Raw genomic sequence first — 16,007 nt, forward strand, 5'->3', positions numbered from 1 at the left:
CCTCCTCTCCCTTGGTACGCGGTCGTGTCACGCGACGGTGCTGAACTGGCGCTGCCTGGCGCGGACCGGAGGCCGCGCCCGCAGACGGGTTGTGGGCGCGGCACGCTGGGGCGCGTCCGCCTGGAGGGCGTCAGCCTTGGCGACGGTCCGAGCTGTGACGGGCTGGTGCGCCCGTGCGGGCCGTTCCTCGTGGAGGCGGATGATCTCTGCGAGGTGTTCTGCGGTGAAGCGGTACGTGCGGCCGACCCGGGTGAAGGGGATCAGCCGCCGGCGGGCCCTGTCCTTGACCCACCAGGCAGAGCAGCCGAGAACAGCAGCGATGTCCTCGGGACGGTAGAGGCGGGGCGGCGCTACGCCGGTGCCTGACTGCTCAGCCATGCGAGATCGCCTCCTCCGCGGTACGGAGGCGGAACGGCAACAGGGCAGGGGGAATGGCCTCTCGGCGCAAGGAGGTTCCTTCTCTGGCGCGGCCGTGCGGAGACGGGTACGCCGGTCTTGGTGTTTCAGGTACGGGCGAGGTGATGTGCGTAGAGGCTGCCGGGTGTTGGCCCACCCGGGGAGCGCTGTTGGGGCTCGTTCGGCTAACTCGTCTCGGCGAGCAGGGCGAGCGGGGAGAGGCCGAGAGCGGCTGCGATGGCAACGAGGTCGTCGACATCGCAGCGGCGCTGTCTGCATTCGATGCGGGACAGCATCGTGATGGTCATGGGCCGGCCGAGCGCGGTGACACGTTCGGCCAGCTGGCGCTGGGCGAATCCGCGCGCTGTGCGGGCACGGGTAATGGCGCGGGCGGTCAGCACGCCGGCCGGACCAATTCCCAAAGGGCTTTCAGGCATGGGTCAGTTGTAGCTCTGCATTGCCGGTTTGGGTAACCGGCGATGTGCTGCTATGTTTCGCGTCTTTTTTGTCAGATCTGGTCCCCAGGCTCCTTGCGAGCGGCGCAACATAGACCGGAATTGGCGGATGACCAAATCACCTGCTGCCCTCATGCTGGTAGCACCTACATGGTCTCGACGTGGGCATCTTGCATCGCGCGCTCACCAGCGCCGCCCACCGATTCGCTTGCCAACTGCCCGATTTATGCAACTTCTTGGTCAACCGGCGATTCGGGTCTACCGTTTTAAGGAAGCCGTGCACGACACGTTCGCCGAGAGCTGTTTGCTTTCCCGGCGGAATGCTGGACTTGTGCGGGGAAGATGTGGCTGTCTTGGCCATGCGCCCGGAAACCCCTGCGGTTCCGAGCACATGAAGAAGCCCCCGGCGGGCCAACGCCGGGGGCCAAGAAGTCCCTACCGATATCGCCCGTACCTGAACGATCAAGACGGTGGCGGTCATAACGCCACCGGGTGAGGAACTGTGCATGCCCCAACAAGCTACTGCCTTCGTGGCCGTAGTCGCATCCTCGTCGCCGAACTGGCCTGCTCGGCCCACGAAGACGGGGCGATAGACATGGCGCGGATACGCACCATCAAGCCGGAAGCCTTCATCTCCGAGTCGCTGGCCGCGGTGAGCGTCCATGCCGAGCGGACCTTCTTCGGCCTGCTTACGCAGGCGGACGACCACGGCCGCTTCCGCGACCAGGCCGCTGTCATCGCCGGCGCCCTGTGGTCCCTGCGCCCCGAGCACGGCCCGCTGGAGGTCGAGGACGACCTCACGCAGCTCGACAGTGCGGGTCTGATCTGCCGGTACGAAGGCGACGACGGCAAGCGGTACCTGCACATCGTCACCTGGGCCCGTCACCAGAAGATCAACCGGCCCAGCGGCAGCCGCTGCCCGGCCTGCCCGCGCCACCAGGGCAGCCGGTCGGACGAGGCGGCCTCGCCTGTTCACGGAGCCCTCCATGAACAGGCCGTGAGCCCTCACGGTGGACGCCCTGATGCGTCACGCGGATGCAGCGAGCCCTCCGTGAACCGGAAAATCGCAGGTCAGAGCAATTTCAGTGAGCCCTCACCACAACGCTGGGAGACTACGGTGAGGACTCAGGGTCCGGATCTAGGACCTAGGATCCTGGATCTAGGATCACCTCCGGTGGGGAGCGCAAGCGCCCCCACGCCCCCTGCCGTCTCGGGTTCGGTCTCAGCCAAGGACCTGGTCGCCGAGCACGTCGCCGCATGCCAACACCGCCCGCCCAGCGACGTCCTCGGCCGCCTCGGCAAGGTGGTCGGCAAACTGCTCGGCGAGGGGTTGTCCCCCGACCACATCAGGGCCGGGATGGACCGCATGCGTACCAAGGGGCTGTCCGCTGGGCTGCTGCCGAGCCTGGTCGACGAGGCCATGAACGCTCCACGGGCAGCTGCCGCCCCGCACCGAGCATGGACCAACCCGGCGCCCGCTGACGTCGAGGCGGCCTACGGGGGTCAGCTGTGACCACAGCCACCACCAGCCGGGAGCCGCAGCGCCTGAACACCCTCGCCGCCCGCCTCGGCACGATCCTCGCCGATCGGGGCATCGATCCAACTACGTCACCTGCCGAGGCCCCTTCGGAACGGGTGACCGCGCTGGAGCTGGCCGAGGCCCGCATCCCGCCCCGCTACCGCCACGCCCTCGCCGGCCACCAGCAGGTTGCCGCCTGGGTCAATGAGGTGGCCCTTGCCGCACGGCCCGGACCGAGCGGCACCCGGGGCATCGCACTGGGACCGTCTCTGCTGATCGCCGGGCCCACCGGCACCGGCAAGACACACCAGGCGTACGGCGCGGTGCGCTCGCTGCTGACCGCCGGGGTACGGCTGCGGTGGGAGGCGGCCACCACAGCCGACCTGTACGCCCGCTTGCGCCCACGCCCCGGCCATGACGCCGAGCGCGACCTCGCCACCCTCAGCACCTGCCCACTGCTGATCCTGGACGACCTCGGCGCAGCCAAGCAGTCGGAGTGGACCGAGGAGATCACGTACCGACTGATCAACCGCCGCTACACCGACCTGCTCCCCACCCTCCTCACGACCAATCTGCCGACCGCCGCGCTCCGCGACGCCGTCGGCGACCGAGTCGCCTCCCGTCTCGCCGAGATGACCACCACCGTCGTCCTCACCGGCGCCGACCGCAGACGCCTGCTCTCCGCCTGACCGCACGGCGCCGCCCCGCACCAGCTCACCTTCACCACACCGCCTGTCCGCGCCCACGCCTGCCCACACGGCGCGGCGGGCCCTTTGGAGACCCCTGCATGACGGAACTTGCCATGCCCGCCCTCGGGTACTGGAACGCGATATCTATCGCGCTCGCCGCTCTCCTGGCCACCTGCACAGTGCTGCTGGTCAGCTGGCTGATCCACCGACGCGCTCCCCGAAACCACGCCAAGCGACAGCCCGGAACGCCCGCGGTCAGGGTCGCCGCACTGGCCGCGGCCGGATGTACCGCCTACAGCGCCGACACCAGTTGGCGGTTCGCCGCCGACTACCTCGGCATGAGCGGCACCACCGAGCGCGCCGCGATGTTCGCCGCCGCGGAACTCGCCCTCTTCGCCACGGCCCTGCTGGCGCGGCAGAACCTGCACGGCCCCAATCAAGCACCCGGCCTGCCCGGCGTCCTGACCTGGGTGATCACCGCTGTACAGGTGATCCCCGCGTACGCCGAGTCAGGTGTGGTCGGCGGCACGGTGCGGGCCTTCGTGGGACCGGTCATGGCCGCGCTGCTCTGGCATCAGGCCATGGGCATCGAACTGCGCATCCGCACGCCCGAGGCGGCCTCCCACAGCCTCCTCGCCCGGATAGGTCGCGAAGCACGCGAACGCGGCCTCTCGCGCCTTGGGGTCGCCGAACACGATCGTGACGCCGCGCAGATCAGCCGCGACCGTGCCACCCGCAGGGCCGTCGCCCTGGCCACGCACCTTGCGGAGCGAACCCCGAATCAGCGCGCCGGCTGGCGAGGCCGGCGAACCGCACGACGGCTTTCCCGCACCGTCGCCCAAGCGTCTGTGGGAATCGACCAGCGCCAGCGCGAAGTGCTGCTGCACCAGCTTGCCGTCCGCCGTCACGCGACAGCTCTGGCCACGATCGAACTGCCATCGCCTTGGAACGCCTTCCCTCCGAACGAAGGCGCCATGCGCCAAGTCGAGACGACTCCGCCGCGCAGCCGATCGGGTGCAGGTTTCGACTTGACGAGCGTGGAAGCCGGGGAGCACGCCGACTCCAACCTTCGTCTTGAGTCCCTGCCTCCTCGATCCGTGCAGAACCAACTTCCCCTGCACGATTCGGTCCCCACCCGCGAGACCACCGAGCCGTCCCACGAGGACGACGTCCCTGCGGCGCAACGCTACGGACGTCCTCCCGGTGCCGAGATGGACGAACTCCTCGCAATCGGCCGCGCGGCCATCGCCATGCACGGAACAGCCACCCGCGCCGTGCTACGGAACGCCATCCGCGAGGCCGACCTCCCCATCTCCGAGGACCGGCTCACCGAACTCAAGGCCCTCCTGGCGGCAGAGCAGGGTTGCGAGACCGCCGTCCCCACGGGCTGACCGGATATCCGGTCAGCCCTGAACGCCGAACGGGGGCCGTGGACCAGCACCCCGTCTGGTCCCACGGCCCCGCCCCCATGGGCACCGCTTGACTAGGCACGCACGGCCCTCCCTCGCGACTCACCGCTCGAACCAGCGGGCGTTGGGGACGCTGCCCGTACGTCGACCTGGTCCGCTGCCCTCTCCCCTCAACCAGGAGCTGCTCTCCATGCAAAATTCGTGCACCCACAGCCCAGAGCATCAGAGCGCGCCCCAAGCCACGCCAGCCCAAAGCGGAGCAAGTTGGAGGTTCGGACACTCCCCCGCAGGGGGAGTGTCCGAACCCGACCCCGCCCCAGGGGTGGCGGGGCCCGACCAGCGCCAGGGGGCGCCGGACGGGAGGGCTGCGACCGAGGGCGGTTCGCAGCCAAGTAAGGCCGGTCACACGCGCCTGACCAAGGGAAAACCCCGCCCGCGCGACAAGAAGCAGCGCCCCGCCCACAGCGTCCGACTCAACGAACGCGAACGCACCCTCATCCAGGCCGGCGCCGATGCCGTCGGCATGAGTATCGCCGGATTCCTCGCCCACTCCGCGCTCGCCGCCGCCCGCGACCAGACCCGCACCGCCGCCACCATCGCCGCCGACCAAGACGTCCTCACCGAGCTCTTCGCCACCAGCCGCAAGCTCGGCTGGGCCGGCAGCAACCTCAACCAGATGACCAAGACCCTCAACTCGGGCGGCGATATCGACAACGCCCGCATCGTGGAAACCCTCACCAACGTCCGCCGCGCGGCCACCGCCACCAAGGCGGCCGTCGAGCGGATCAATAACCGGCAGATAGACGAGACCACTTGATCCCCAGCATCCACAAGCAAGGCAGCAGCACCCGCGGCCTGCTCAACTACCTCTACGGCAAGGGCACCCGCGAAGAGCACGTCGACCCGCACCTGGTCGCCTCCTTCGACTACATGGCGCCTGACCCCGGCCGCGACCCCTCCGCGACGAAGGATGACCTCCAGCGGCTTCTCGACCAGCCGCTGCACCTTCTCGACGCAGACCAGCGGCCCGACCAGCACGTGTGGCACTGCTCCGTCCGCGCGGCACGCACCGACCGCATCCTGAGCGACGAGGAATGGGGCGCCATCGCCCACCGCATCGTGGCCGCCACCGGCATCGACTCCGGCGGCCCAGACGACGCCGGGTGCCGGTGGGCCGCCGTCCGCCACGCCGACGACCACATCCACATCATCGCCACCCTCGTACGCGAGGACGGCCGCCGCCCCAACCACCACCGCTCCGGCCAACGCGCCCAAACCGAAGCCCGTCTCATCGAAGCCGACTACGACCTGCACCGCGTCACCCCCGGCGACGGCACCGCAGCCAAACGCCCCACCAGCGCCGAGCGCCACAAAGCCGAACGCCAAGGGCGAGAGCGCACGGTGCGGGAGGAGCTGCGCGAGACCGTGCGCGGCGCGTCGGCCGGCGCCGCCTCCACAAATGAGTTCTTCGACCGTCTGGCAGCCGACGGCCTTCTGATCCGCAAGCGGATCGCACCCTCGGGCGATCTGCTCGGCTACAAGGTCGCACTGCCTGGTGACCGCAACAAGGACGACGAGCCGGTCTTCTATGCCGGCTCCACCCTCGCACCCGACCTGTCGCTGCCCCGTATCCGCGAACGCTGGTCCCTCCAAGCAGAGGCGGTCTCCGAGGGCGGTTCCGAGCCGGTGCAGCCCGCCCTGCCGCAGGTGACCCATCCCGCGTTCGCTCGGCGCCGGGCTGCGGCTGCCAGCTGGCAGGCCCTACTGATCATCGACCACGGCGACGACGGCACGGCGGCGGCACAGATCGCCGCAGCGGGTGAGGTCCTGGACGCGCTCGCAAAGACCTCTGCGGCCCACACCCGTGCACAACTCCGGGAGGCGGCTTTCGTGTTCGAGCGGGCCAGCCGCTCCCATATCCGCGCTGTACGCGGGCATGACGACGCCCTGCGGCAGGCCGCACACGATCTCGTCCACAGTGGCCCCGCACTCGGCCGCGGCGAAGACGGAGCCACCACGGCGATGGTCATCGATATGGCCGTCTTCCTCGCCATCGCCGCAGCGAACTGGCACGCCAAGAGGCACCACAGCCAGCAGGCAGCGGCAGCCCAGCAAGCTGCCGAGCATCTGCGCTCCGCCTACGTGGCTGCCGCGACCCACCCCATCGCCGCCCTCCGTCGGCGAGGCCAGCGGATGGCGCCGCGTATTCGAGAGCGGCAGGCCGATCTCCTGCACCAGGCGCTGCCAGAGCTTGCCGAACGGATCCAGGCCGAGCCCGGCTGGCCCGCCCTGGCCGCCACCCTTGCCGACGCCCGACAAGCGGGCCACGACCCCGCCGCACTGCTCGCCGACGCCGCCCGGCGACGCGAGCTCGGCAGCGCCGACTCCATCAGCGATGTCCTCGTCTGGCGCCTGCGCAGCAGCGCCCACCTGCCCGCAGCAGCACCCAAGAACCTCCAGACCGCAGGCACCCGAGACGGCTGGCGCATCCCGACGCCCGCACCAGCCACACCGTCTGCGGCTCAGGCGTCGAGCCACTCCAGCCGCAGGCACTGACCCGGGGAAACGGGCGCAACATATCCGACGATCGCCGGTTAGCCCAACCGGCGATTCTCCAGACGATTGATGCTCCCCACCCAATCCCACAAGGAGCGTCCCACCCGTATGACCGCACCCTCATCCCGACCCGACATCATCGCCCTCCTCGCCGACGCGGACTTCAAGTACCGAGCCGACACCAACACGTGGAGCCATCGCGGTGGACGGCCGTTCAGCAAAGAGGAACAGGCTCATGTCCTCACAGCGACTCGCAGCGAGTTCCTCGATTTTGACGCGCAGTTCAAGCGCTTCGTGAAGCACCGGCAGGCATGGGCTGACGCCTCGGAAGCACTGCAGCGCTTCCTCGCCCCGTTCATGCAGCAGCTCACCGTGAAGAACGTCGGCAACGCCCACGGGCTCATGAGCGAAGAGGACCGAACGGAGTTCAACCGCCTGCTCGGCCTCGTAGCCAAACCCCCGCGCCCCTTCACCGCCAACACCTACTGACGAAGGGCCGCGTCGTTGTTCGACCAGGGCGAGGAATCGGCCTGGCCGGAGTGTCTGCCAGCCTCAGCGATCGGAGCGACGAGAGATCAGATAGGCACCGTCGCTCAGCGGTGCCAGCAAGCGGGACATAGCACCCAGTGTTGACACGGTCCCGCCCCAGCAGCCACAAGTCCGCTACACACAAGACCTGCTAGAGCAGCACAAAGCCGGGCCGCCCAGACGGGAGGCCCGGCTTTGTTACGCGGGGGGGGCGCTTCTCAGCTGGCGGGGGCACACAGGAGCTGGTCCCGCGTGCTTTCCGGCAGCACCCGGCGCAGTACCGGTGCCGTGGAGCTGAGCGAGGAGGCGAACGCGGCGACCAAACGGTGCGGCACGCTCGCGCTGAATGAGGCGGCCCACAGGTACGGAGCCCCCATTGCAGGCTCAGCCCACGCCTGCCAGCCCATCGCCACCTGCCCGTCCCCCTCGGCGATCAGGACGCTGGGGTCGGCATCCTGAATGAGGGGCGGCACCTCGCCGAGGCTGAGGCGGGCGGTAAAGGTGGGGGGCATCGCCGCCGCGTGGGGTTGGTCGGCGTCCCGGAGCCAACCGTTCCCGGCGGCCGTAGCGAGGACCAGTTCGGGACCGTCGTACAAGGTGGTGGGCTGGCTGCATTGGTCGAGCGCCAGGAGAAACTCGGTGATGGCCTCTCCCGGTACGCCTGGGGTGAAGTAGGCGGACCAGTCCGCGAGCGAACTGGTGGTGTCCGAGCGGGCCGAGACCTGCCACGCGACCGGCAGGCCACCGAGGTGGAACGGCTCGTCCGCCAGCACCCACTGTGCCCACCGAAGAGCGTCGGGACTGATGTGCAGGACGGTGCTGCGGACCACCTGGTGATCTCCCAGCTCATCGAAGTCTCGCCGTCCTCGCACGGCTGTCAGACTCGCCCAGCCCAGACCTGCGAGGCTGTCCGCGACGACATCGCAGAGACGACCGTCATCGCCGACCAGGTGTCGAGGGCTGACCCAGTACGCGGGAAGAGCGCCAGCCGCGAAAGAGGGATCGAACGGGTAGTGCGAATTCAGGAATGCCTCCAAGGGCTGGATTCGGGTGTACTGGTCGCCAGCAACGCCGCGCGGCAGCGCTTGGACGGGAGGGCTGCCGGTTCATGGCGACGGCTACCTCGGGCGGCAGGCGCCCGAGCCCTTTGTCGGCGTCGCGCCTCCAGTTAGATAGAACGAGTGCAGAAGCTGCGGCCAGGGGAGCCGCAGGCGCGCCGATCAATGCTCTGACCTGGGGGTTCTGGCAGGTTGTCTACGTTGACATCCCTCTGCACTCGCTGGCCAGTCTTTCGTGACTCTTTCCTGTCTGCCCCCGGCGAACTAGTGTCCGGCGACGGCGTAGTTAGTCCGCTGTCGGTCTGTGACCTGGGCAGACTAACTTGGTTGGCAAGAAGCACCTTGGCTGGCCTAGGTCGTCACCGACCACGGGGAGTTCGGCAGGTTCGTTGCGAACCACCCGTCAGCCAATTCCAGCACCCGGTCAATGTGCACGGCATCGAAAAACTCGAAGCCCATCACCGGTCTGATGCCCTGGCCAGCCAGGCCGCTCAGGACGTGCCGCTCGACGTTGAGGGCTGCGCCGCCGGGCAAGTCCGCTATGAGCCTTCGGACTTGACCCAGACTGTGCTGGCTGCGGTGGGTGTCTAGCCGCCCTCGTCCGTCACCCGAGGAAATTCCGGGCTTCACCATGGCCTCGCCGGCCACCACGTAGTACACGGTTGGTTCGGGGCGAATACCCGCTCCCGCGCATCGAACGCACAGCAATGCGCGCTTCAATCCGTTGTTGATGCTCACCGAGGTCAGGTGCCCGGCAACGCAGCAGAGGCGCACGGTCTGGAGAACCCGGTCTGACATGGAATCCAGGATCATCGCGTTCTCTTCGCGGGCGCGACGTCTGAACTCAACGAGCTTGGGCGTCTGAGAGATGCGCACACACATAACGCAAGGGTCGTCCGCACCGCCGGCACCTGGAGTGAATCCGTAGCCGCCCTTCTGCTGGGGGGTCGGTGAAGCCCTTGCGATGATCGGCGCGCGCTCAGGCCAAAGTTCTTTTACTACGGAATCGGTGAGGGTGAAGTCACGCCAGGTGCGGCCGTATGCAAGCCCGTAGTCTGGCTCGCGCTTAGGGGTACGTGGATCCATCGCGGTGATGGTGAATTCATGCCCTTGGAGGCAGCAAACCTTCTTCGCTAAATACCCGTTGGAGGATGCGGCGTCGCCCAGGATTCGGAGATCGGCCTCGATGGAGTAGGCAGCGAACGACGCACGGGCGGCTTCTTCCCACTGCTTCCGCGCGCAGTGCTCGCACTCCTCTAGCGCCATGGAGAAGGCTGCCAGCTGCGGGATTCCCTGCACTGCCATGTGTTCCATCCCCACTTCCAGATGGAACACCTGTCCCTCGGGTGCCTGGAGGATCGTGCTGCCGAGCTTGGGATGCAGCGCGGTCACGGGTGTTACTTGAGTCGTATGTCCCACGTCGCAGCACAGCGTGACGTGGTCCAGGATGCCGCTCGTCTCGCTGCGTACCGTCCAGCCCAGTTCGTATGCCCGCGTGGTGAAGAGCGCCATGACTGCCGTCTCGGCGCGGGCAAGCAGCCGGGCGGAGCGCATAGCGTCCTCTGGCGTAGGCGTGGCGGTCCGTGTGTCGTCACTCATGTAGTTCCCCATCTCAACCGGCGCATCGACTGGGCGAGCGTCTAGACGGAGCCGAGGGTCGCACGGCGCACTGACAACGGGTTCAGGTGCTTGCCCGGTTGGTAGACGCTGCCGACACACGGACCGCGCGAAGGGGCCCACCCTGGATCGGCAACGGGCTTCGGCGCCGATGCGGGCCACCTTGCGGCCAACCTGAGGTACAGCTGGACTCTGTCGAGCGCCCCCACCCCACCGAGCGCCTGCTGGACGGAAGCCGCCGTGAGCTGAGTGTTTTGCTGCTCTCCGTCTGGCGGCCGTAGACCCAGAGTCAGTTCCGAGCAAGCAGATCCCAGACCTCCTCGGCACACCCCCACGACAGAGTGACACCGGCGCCTCCGTGACCGTAGTTGTGCACGACCAGCGCACCGTCCTCCCCCCGCTCTGCCTCCACGCAGACCGTAGAACGGCTCGGCCGAGCGCCGATCCGGTGCTCCAGGACACGGGCGCGGGCGAGACGGGGTTCGACCTTGGCGCATCGAGCCAGAATGTCGGCCGCCGCCTTGTCGTCTGGGGTGAGGGTGCCTTCGCCGTCGATAGCTGTGCCGCCCAGGACGACGGTCTTTCCATGCGGGTAGAAGCACAGCAGATCCGGTGACGTACCGGTGTCCTCGGAAAAGAACTCGGTGAGCCCCGGGTTGGTGACGACTACGTGCTGGCCGCGAATCGGCCGCAGTTCTTGATCCAGGACCAGGTCGCGGGCTCCCAGGCCCGCGCAATTGACGATCACTGGGACTGGGCCAACTTCCGCGAGCGAAGTGAAACGTCGCTGCTCGACCGTTGCGCCGGTCGCATGCAGACGGCGCAGGAGGTAGTCGAGATATGCGGGCATGTCGATCAGCGGCACTGTGAACCGGTACCCGGCTGTGAACCCGGTCGGAAGTTCGGTCAGCTCGCACGGCCGGAATCCTGGCAGGGTCGTAGCCCAGTCCGGTGGAGACTCGGCCGTACGCGACGCCTCGATGCCGCTGGTGAGCCGGACGCCTGTGGCCTGGTCCCCGGCCAGCTCCCGGAATACCTCCAGAGACCGCTGCCCCCACCGGTCGACCTTGTCCTTCGGCTCCACCAGGTACGGGCCCCACATAGCCCCGGCCGCCAGCGAGGTGGCACCGGGCACCTGCTCGGCGATCACTCGCACCAAGGCCCCGGCCTCGGCGAGAACGACGGCGGAGGTCAGTCCTGCCACTCCAGCCCCAACAACGACAACGCGCTCCCCTGCGTTCATGATCTCGACATTAACGGCCGGGTGGCGTGGATGGAGCATGTCGGGCGAGGGCGTCTTCGAGGACCGGCAGGAAGCTGCGAACATGTGGGTTGCGCTGGCGGCGGCGGAGCTCCGCGGCAAGCTGGTGCAGTAGGGCGGCGCTCCTCGGTGAACGCACGGCGTCAAGGCGGTCAGCCGCGATCTGTCCGATCTCGCAGGCCGCCTCCAGGTCTCCGTGAGCGCTGTGCCCCAAGGCCAGCCAGGCACCCTCGAACAGGGCCCTACGTTGGCTGGGATCGCCACGCGGAACGTCGTATGCCCCGGACCGGAGCATCTCGGTCCCCTGCGCGAGGAATCGTCGGGCCTTCGTGCCGCCATCCGCCTTCTGCCGCGCGCGCCCCATCTGGATGAAGCCATAGCCGGCCTGGCAGTCCAGGTGGTTGTCGGTCAGGAAGTACATCCACCGGGGCTCCTCCTGGCTGCCGTCACGACTTGCGATCAGTTCTCGGGCAGAGCCACGGGTATGCGCGAAGTCGTTGTCACGGCCGGCGGCGGCATACGCGTAGGCGAGCCGGGAAAGGACGGATGCCCGGGCGGCGGGCGGAGCGGCTTCGCTGGCACGGCGGGCAGCCTCGCCGAGGGCGATTGCGTCCGCTGGGTGTCCTCGGCTCGCTGCCTGGAAGGAGAGGTCGCCCAGGATGTGGGCGCACAGGGGCAGGTCGTTGGCCTGATGCGCGGCTCTCAGCGCCGTGGCGAAATAGCGCTGCGCCAGGCCGTGATCGGCGGCGTCGAAGGCCATCCAGCCGGCCAGCTGGCCGATCTCCGCGAGCGCGCGGATAAGCCTGCTCGTCACGACGGGAGAGTGACCACCATCGTGAATGAGTAGCCCCACCGCCCGGAACTGTGCACCTACGTATGGGAGATGTCGCGCTCCTCCGTGCTCGTCGTCAAGCAACTGGAGCATGGGCAGGTGCTGCTCGACCTGGTCGACAAGTGGATCGGCGCCGGTCGACGGAGCTATCCGGGGCGCGTACTGGCCTCGCCCGGCCGTTCCGTCAAGGTACTGGGCGACGATCGCGAGGAGTCCCGCGCCTGAAATCGCGAGGAATCGGCGCCGGTCGACGAGCCCTCCCATCACCCAGTCCTCCACGATCGCCTCCATGCCCTGCACGGTCCAGGGCCGTGCGAGATCCGTGTCCGCCGGTACGAGTGCCGACGAGTCGCCCGCGCGGCCTTGCCACAGTTCGGCCACCGAGATGGCTCTGCCCAGCTCCTGAGAGAGCACGTAGGCAGCCATCATCGGCAACGGCGAACGCGGAAGGGAACCGCCGTCCCTCCAGTGGTACGGCGCCGACTCGGCTACGGTGCCCGCTCCGAACACCCGGTTGAGCTTGCGAGCAAGCGCCTTGGGGCTCCATCCGAGTTCGTCGAGGCACCCCGACAGCACGGCGTTCGGCCCCCCTGCCTGCTGTGCCACGTGCGACCACCTCACGTCCCAGCGGTTCGTCGACCACTTCGCGCTCCCCATGGTGAGGCAGGCAGCTGCCGAATCTCTTGCCTATCAAGGAAGTTGACCGAGTTGACCAACTGATCGGGTGCTGCACGACCGGTCTCCTCCGGTGTTCTTGAGTCACGGCGGAAGGCGCCGCCTTCGACGCCGGCGGAGAACGAGGTGGGCCTTGAGAAACCACACGAGCACCTCCCGAGACCGTCTGGGCAGTGTGCTGGAGCGCGACACCGATCAGCCGGTCTCCGCATCCTCACACGGGTACGCCGATGGCGGCCGTACGACCACGCTGATCACGGACCTGCCGTACGGGCCGAGGGCGGCCGCGGTCGCTCGGGAAGCCGTCGCTGTGGCGCTTCTGGGCACCGCGGCGGACCTGCTCGACGACGCTCGACTGATCGGATCGGAACTCGCAACGAATGCGTTCGCCTCGGGGAACCCGCCCCTGGTCCTGTGTGTGGACCGTAGGAGCCTGGTCGTCGGTGGCCTGGAGGTCGAGATCACCGTGACCGACGGTGGCTGCCCTCGACCCGCGCCTACCTCTCACTCGGCGCCCGAGGAGCAGGCCGAATCGGGGCGGGGCCTGGTCCTCGTCGAGGCACTGGCCGACGCCTGGTCCCTGACGACCGGCACCGACGGCACCCGCGCCTGGTGCCGGCTGACGCGCGCGTCCAGCTCTTCGCCTGCGAGAACGCTCTGATGCCCGCGCCTGCAAGATCCTCTCTTCGAAGGAGGCACCACACGGTGCGCATCGACCGTGCGACCCCACCGTCCCCGTCCGCTGAAGCACCGACGGCCGTTCGTCACCCTCGCGTAGTCGTCGCCCTTCACGAGGGTCTTTACGGCGCTGAGTCGGGCACCGGTTTCAGTAACCGTGCCTTCCTCACAGCGCTCGCCCGCCTCATGCCGACGGGCCGCCTCTCCGTGATCTCCCCTCCCGCCTTCGAAACAGCGGTCGCGCACGATCGGCGGTGGAGCCGCGAGGTCCAGCTGATGCTGGACGAGGCAGAGGCCGAGGTGATCACGATTCCCGAGGTCCAGATGCCCCCAGATTCGGTCCGCGGCTCCACGCACCTGTGCGCCCTGGCGGGTAAGGCTGCCGCACGCGTCGCCGATCGCACGAGCCGCTGCCTGCTCGTCGGCCTCGACGTTCCCTTCCTCGGCCTCGCGGCTTACACGCCACCGACCACAGACCTCCTGCTCATCCCCCGCTCCGCAGCGGCCCTGACGCGGCCTGGAGACCTGTCCCGAATCCGCTGGGAACGTGAGGCCCTGCGGGCGGCGACCGCCCAGGGCGGTCGTATCGGAGCCATCTCCACCCACATGCAAACCCACCTCGTCACGAACTGTGCCATCCCGCGGGCGGGCATCGTGAACATCCCGAACGGGCTGATCCGAGAGGAGATGGCCAGGCCAACGCATGTTCGGCCCCTGCCCTTCAAGGCCCGAGCCGGCTTCCTGCTTGCGATGGGGCGCGCGGAGCCCACCAAGGGGTTCGAAGACCTCCTGGAGGCGCTGCACGTTCTGAAGGAACGAGGGGTCCGCCTGCCACATCTACTCCTGGCGGCGGTCACGTCGGGTGATCACGAGCACCTGAGCTCGTACCAGAGGCACCTGGCAGCAGATATCCGCGCCTACGGCTTGGACGCGACGCTGATCACCCGCTTCACCCCCTCCATCCGCTCCTGGCTGCATAGCCCCGCGCTGCACGCGGTCGTCGTTCCCTCGCGCGAGGAGCCCTTCGGACGGATACCTCTGGAGGCGTTCGCGGCGGGGGCGGGGCCGGTCGTCGCGACCAGCGCCGGCGGACTGGCCCAGACCGTCATCGAAGGCGAGACCGGCTTCACCGCCGCACCCACGGACTCCCAGTCTCTGGCGTCCGCCCTGCACCGAGCCCTAACCACCCTGCCCAGAGAGCGCGAGCGGCTCCGGAACGCCGGTGCGGCTCTAGTGCGTTCACGCCACGACTACGAGGCGAGCATTGGCTCCGCCATCGGCCGCATCGCCCCATGGGCTCTGGCTCCATCGCCCACCGGGGAAAGCAGGGGCCGATGAGCCGGCCGGTGGTGCTCATCAGCCTGGAATCCCCACACTTCTTTTGGAGGTTGTCCGCCGAGCACATGCGTTCCCTACGTGCTTCCTTCCCGAGTGTGGAGTTCTGTACGGCCGCCGAGGAGGACGTGCCGTACCGGCTGGCGGAGGCCAGCATCTACTTCGGCTGGCGGTTCGAACCCTCCTGGCTGGCCGGCGCACCGCATCTGAACTGGATCGCATCCCCGGCCGCCGGCACCGACCATCTGCCCGTTGCCGAGGCGCACTCCGCCGGGGTGGCCCTGACCCGCTCGTACGGGTTCCACGGCCGTCCCATGGCCGAGCACGCCATGGGGCTGATCCTGGGCTTCTCTCGCGGGTTGTTCACGAGCCAGCGCGTTCAGCGGAACCGGACCTGGTGGAAGGACGACCTCGCCGAGGAGTTCTTCGACCTGGCCGGGTCGACGATGACCATCGTCGGTTGCGGCAGCATCGGAGGCCACCTCGCCCGCACCGCCCGCGCCTTCGGTATGGACGTGATCGGAGTACGCCGGACGCCGCCTGTGGCAGCGCGGGACGGGATCACCTGGATGCACGCCTCGGCGGTGCACCAGGCCGTTGCCGTCGGCGACGTGGTGGTCGACCTGCTGCCGACCACCCGGGCCACGAACCATCTCTTCGACCACGGCCTCTTCGCGGCCTGTAAGCCGGAAGCCGTCTTCCTCAACCTCGGCCGTGCGACAACCGTCGACCAGTCGGCCCTCCTGGCCGCCCTCAATACCGGCCACCTGCGGGGCGCCGCGCTGGACGTATCCGACCCGAGGCCCCTGCCCGCTCGCCATCCGCTGCGGCTCCACCCCCGGGTCGTGCTCACGCCGAAGAGTTCGACGCTCTGCCACACGTACATGGACGGGGCGGTCGCGTTCTTCGCCGAGAACCTGCGCCAATTCCTTGCTGGCCAGCCGCTCAACGGCCTGGCCGAAGTACCCGACGCCCATTCCCCCCTCGCAGGAGGCTGAC

Annotated in this window: 15 protein-coding genes; 9 read left to right on the forward strand and 6 right to left on the reverse strand. The window is 68.5% G+C overall.

The features are described from left to right. Positions 1 to 27: 27 nt before the first annotated feature. Together ABZ707_RS20220 and ABZ707_RS20225 are read right to left on the reverse strand one after the other, a co-directional pair. The gene (locus tag ABZ707_RS20220) at positions 28 to 378 is read right to left on the reverse strand and encodes a helix-turn-helix domain-containing protein (RefSeq protein ID WP_360176449.1); all 351 of its coding nucleotides are present in this window, start codon (positions 376 to 378) and stop codon (positions 28 to 30) included. Between the two features lie 203 nt (positions 379 to 581). After that, positions 582 to 833, reverse strand: coding sequence for a helix-turn-helix transcriptional regulator (locus ABZ707_RS20225; protein ID WP_073733580.1), 252 nt, complete (start codon positions 831 to 833; stop codon positions 582 to 584). A gap of 613 nt (positions 834 to 1,446) precedes the next feature. Between ABZ707_RS20225 and ABZ707_RS20230 the strand changes: the two genes are divergently transcribed. The 6 genes from ABZ707_RS20230 to ABZ707_RS20255 all read left to right on the forward strand — a co-directional run bounded on the left by ABZ707_RS20230 (position 1,447) and on the right by ABZ707_RS20255 (position 7,513). Continuing rightward, positions 1,447 to 2,364, forward strand: a complete 918-nt coding sequence (locus ABZ707_RS20230; protein WP_360176786.1) for a hypothetical protein — start codon at positions 1,447 to 1,449, stop codon at positions 2,362 to 2,364. Continuing rightward, positions 2,361 to 3,059: an ATP-binding protein gene (locus tag ABZ707_RS20235; RefSeq protein ID WP_360176452.1), complete on the forward strand. Its 699-nt coding sequence runs from the start codon at positions 2,361 to 2,363 to the stop codon at positions 3,057 to 3,059. Before ABZ707_RS20230 ends, ABZ707_RS20235 begins: the two co-directional genes overlap by 4 nt. Before the next feature lie 98 nt (positions 3,060 to 3,157). Then, complete coding sequence (locus ABZ707_RS20240) at positions 3,158 to 4,450, forward strand: hypothetical protein (protein ID WP_360176455.1); 1,293 nt, start codon at positions 3,158 to 3,160, stop codon at positions 4,448 to 4,450. 313 nt (positions 4,451 to 4,763) lie between these two features. Next, positions 4,764 to 5,285, forward strand: a complete 522-nt coding sequence (locus tag ABZ707_RS20245; RefSeq protein WP_360176458.1) for a mobilization protein — start codon at positions 4,764 to 4,766, stop codon at positions 5,283 to 5,285. Then, positions 5,282 to 7,024: a relaxase/mobilization nuclease domain-containing protein gene (locus ABZ707_RS20250; RefSeq protein ID WP_360176461.1), complete on the forward strand. Its 1,743-nt coding sequence runs from the start codon at positions 5,282 to 5,284 to the stop codon at positions 7,022 to 7,024. Before ABZ707_RS20245 ends, ABZ707_RS20250 begins: the two co-directional genes overlap by 4 nt. 108 nt (positions 7,025 to 7,132) lie before the next feature. Further along, positions 7,133 to 7,513: a hypothetical protein gene (locus tag ABZ707_RS20255; RefSeq protein ID WP_360176464.1), complete on the forward strand. Its 381-nt coding sequence runs from the start codon at positions 7,133 to 7,135 to the stop codon at positions 7,511 to 7,513. Positions 7,514 to 7,770: 257 nt separating this feature from the next. Here ABZ707_RS20255 and ABZ707_RS20260 read toward each other — a convergent pair whose 3' ends face one another. From ABZ707_RS20260 to ABZ707_RS20275, 4 genes are all read right to left on the reverse strand, one after another. Further along, a complete protein-coding gene (locus ABZ707_RS20260; RefSeq protein ID WP_360176467.1) occupies positions 7,771 to 8,589 on the reverse strand; it encodes a DUF317 domain-containing protein in 819 nt (272 codons plus the stop codon). 372 nt (positions 8,590 to 8,961) lie between these two features. Beyond that, entirely contained in the window at positions 8,962 to 10,209 is a 1,248-nt protein-coding gene (locus ABZ707_RS20265) for a hypothetical protein (protein WP_360176470.1), read from the reverse strand. A gap of 307 nt (positions 10,210 to 10,516) precedes the next feature. Then, positions 10,517 to 11,470, reverse strand: coding sequence for an FAD-dependent oxidoreductase (locus ABZ707_RS20270; protein WP_360176473.1), 954 nt, complete (start codon positions 11,468 to 11,470; stop codon positions 10,517 to 10,519). Between the two features lie 10 nt (positions 11,471 to 11,480). Then, entirely contained in the window at positions 11,481 to 12,926 is a 1,446-nt protein-coding gene (locus ABZ707_RS20275; RefSeq protein WP_360176476.1) for a carph-isopro domain-containing protein, read from the reverse strand. 202 nt (positions 12,927 to 13,128) lie between these two features. On the opposite strand from ABZ707_RS20275, the gene ABZ707_RS20280 reads away from it, so the two are divergent. The 3 genes from ABZ707_RS20280 to ABZ707_RS20290 are packed head-to-tail and all read left to right on the forward strand — an operon-like array spanning position 13,129 to position 16,006. After that, positions 13,129 to 13,656, forward strand: coding sequence for an ATP-binding protein (locus ABZ707_RS20280; RefSeq protein ID WP_360176479.1), 528 nt, complete (start codon positions 13,129 to 13,131; stop codon positions 13,654 to 13,656). 44 nt (positions 13,657 to 13,700) lie between these two features. Continuing rightward, positions 13,701 to 15,011 (forward strand): glycosyltransferase family 4 protein, encoded by a 1,311-nt coding sequence (locus ABZ707_RS20285; protein WP_360176482.1) that lies wholly within the window; start codon positions 13,701 to 13,703, stop codon positions 15,009 to 15,011. Continuing rightward, positions 15,008 to 16,006: a D-2-hydroxyacid dehydrogenase gene (locus ABZ707_RS20290; protein ID WP_360176485.1), complete on the forward strand. Its 999-nt coding sequence runs from the start codon at positions 15,008 to 15,010 to the stop codon at positions 16,004 to 16,006. The genes ABZ707_RS20285 and ABZ707_RS20290 overlap by 4 nt, the downstream gene beginning before the upstream one ends. The last annotated feature ends 1 nt before the right edge of the window (position 16,007 follow it).

Origin of the sequence: Streptomyces sp. NPDC006923 (assembly GCF_040635655.1) — a bacterium.
GTDB lineage: Bacteria > Actinomycetota > Actinomycetes > Streptomycetales > Streptomycetaceae > Streptomyces.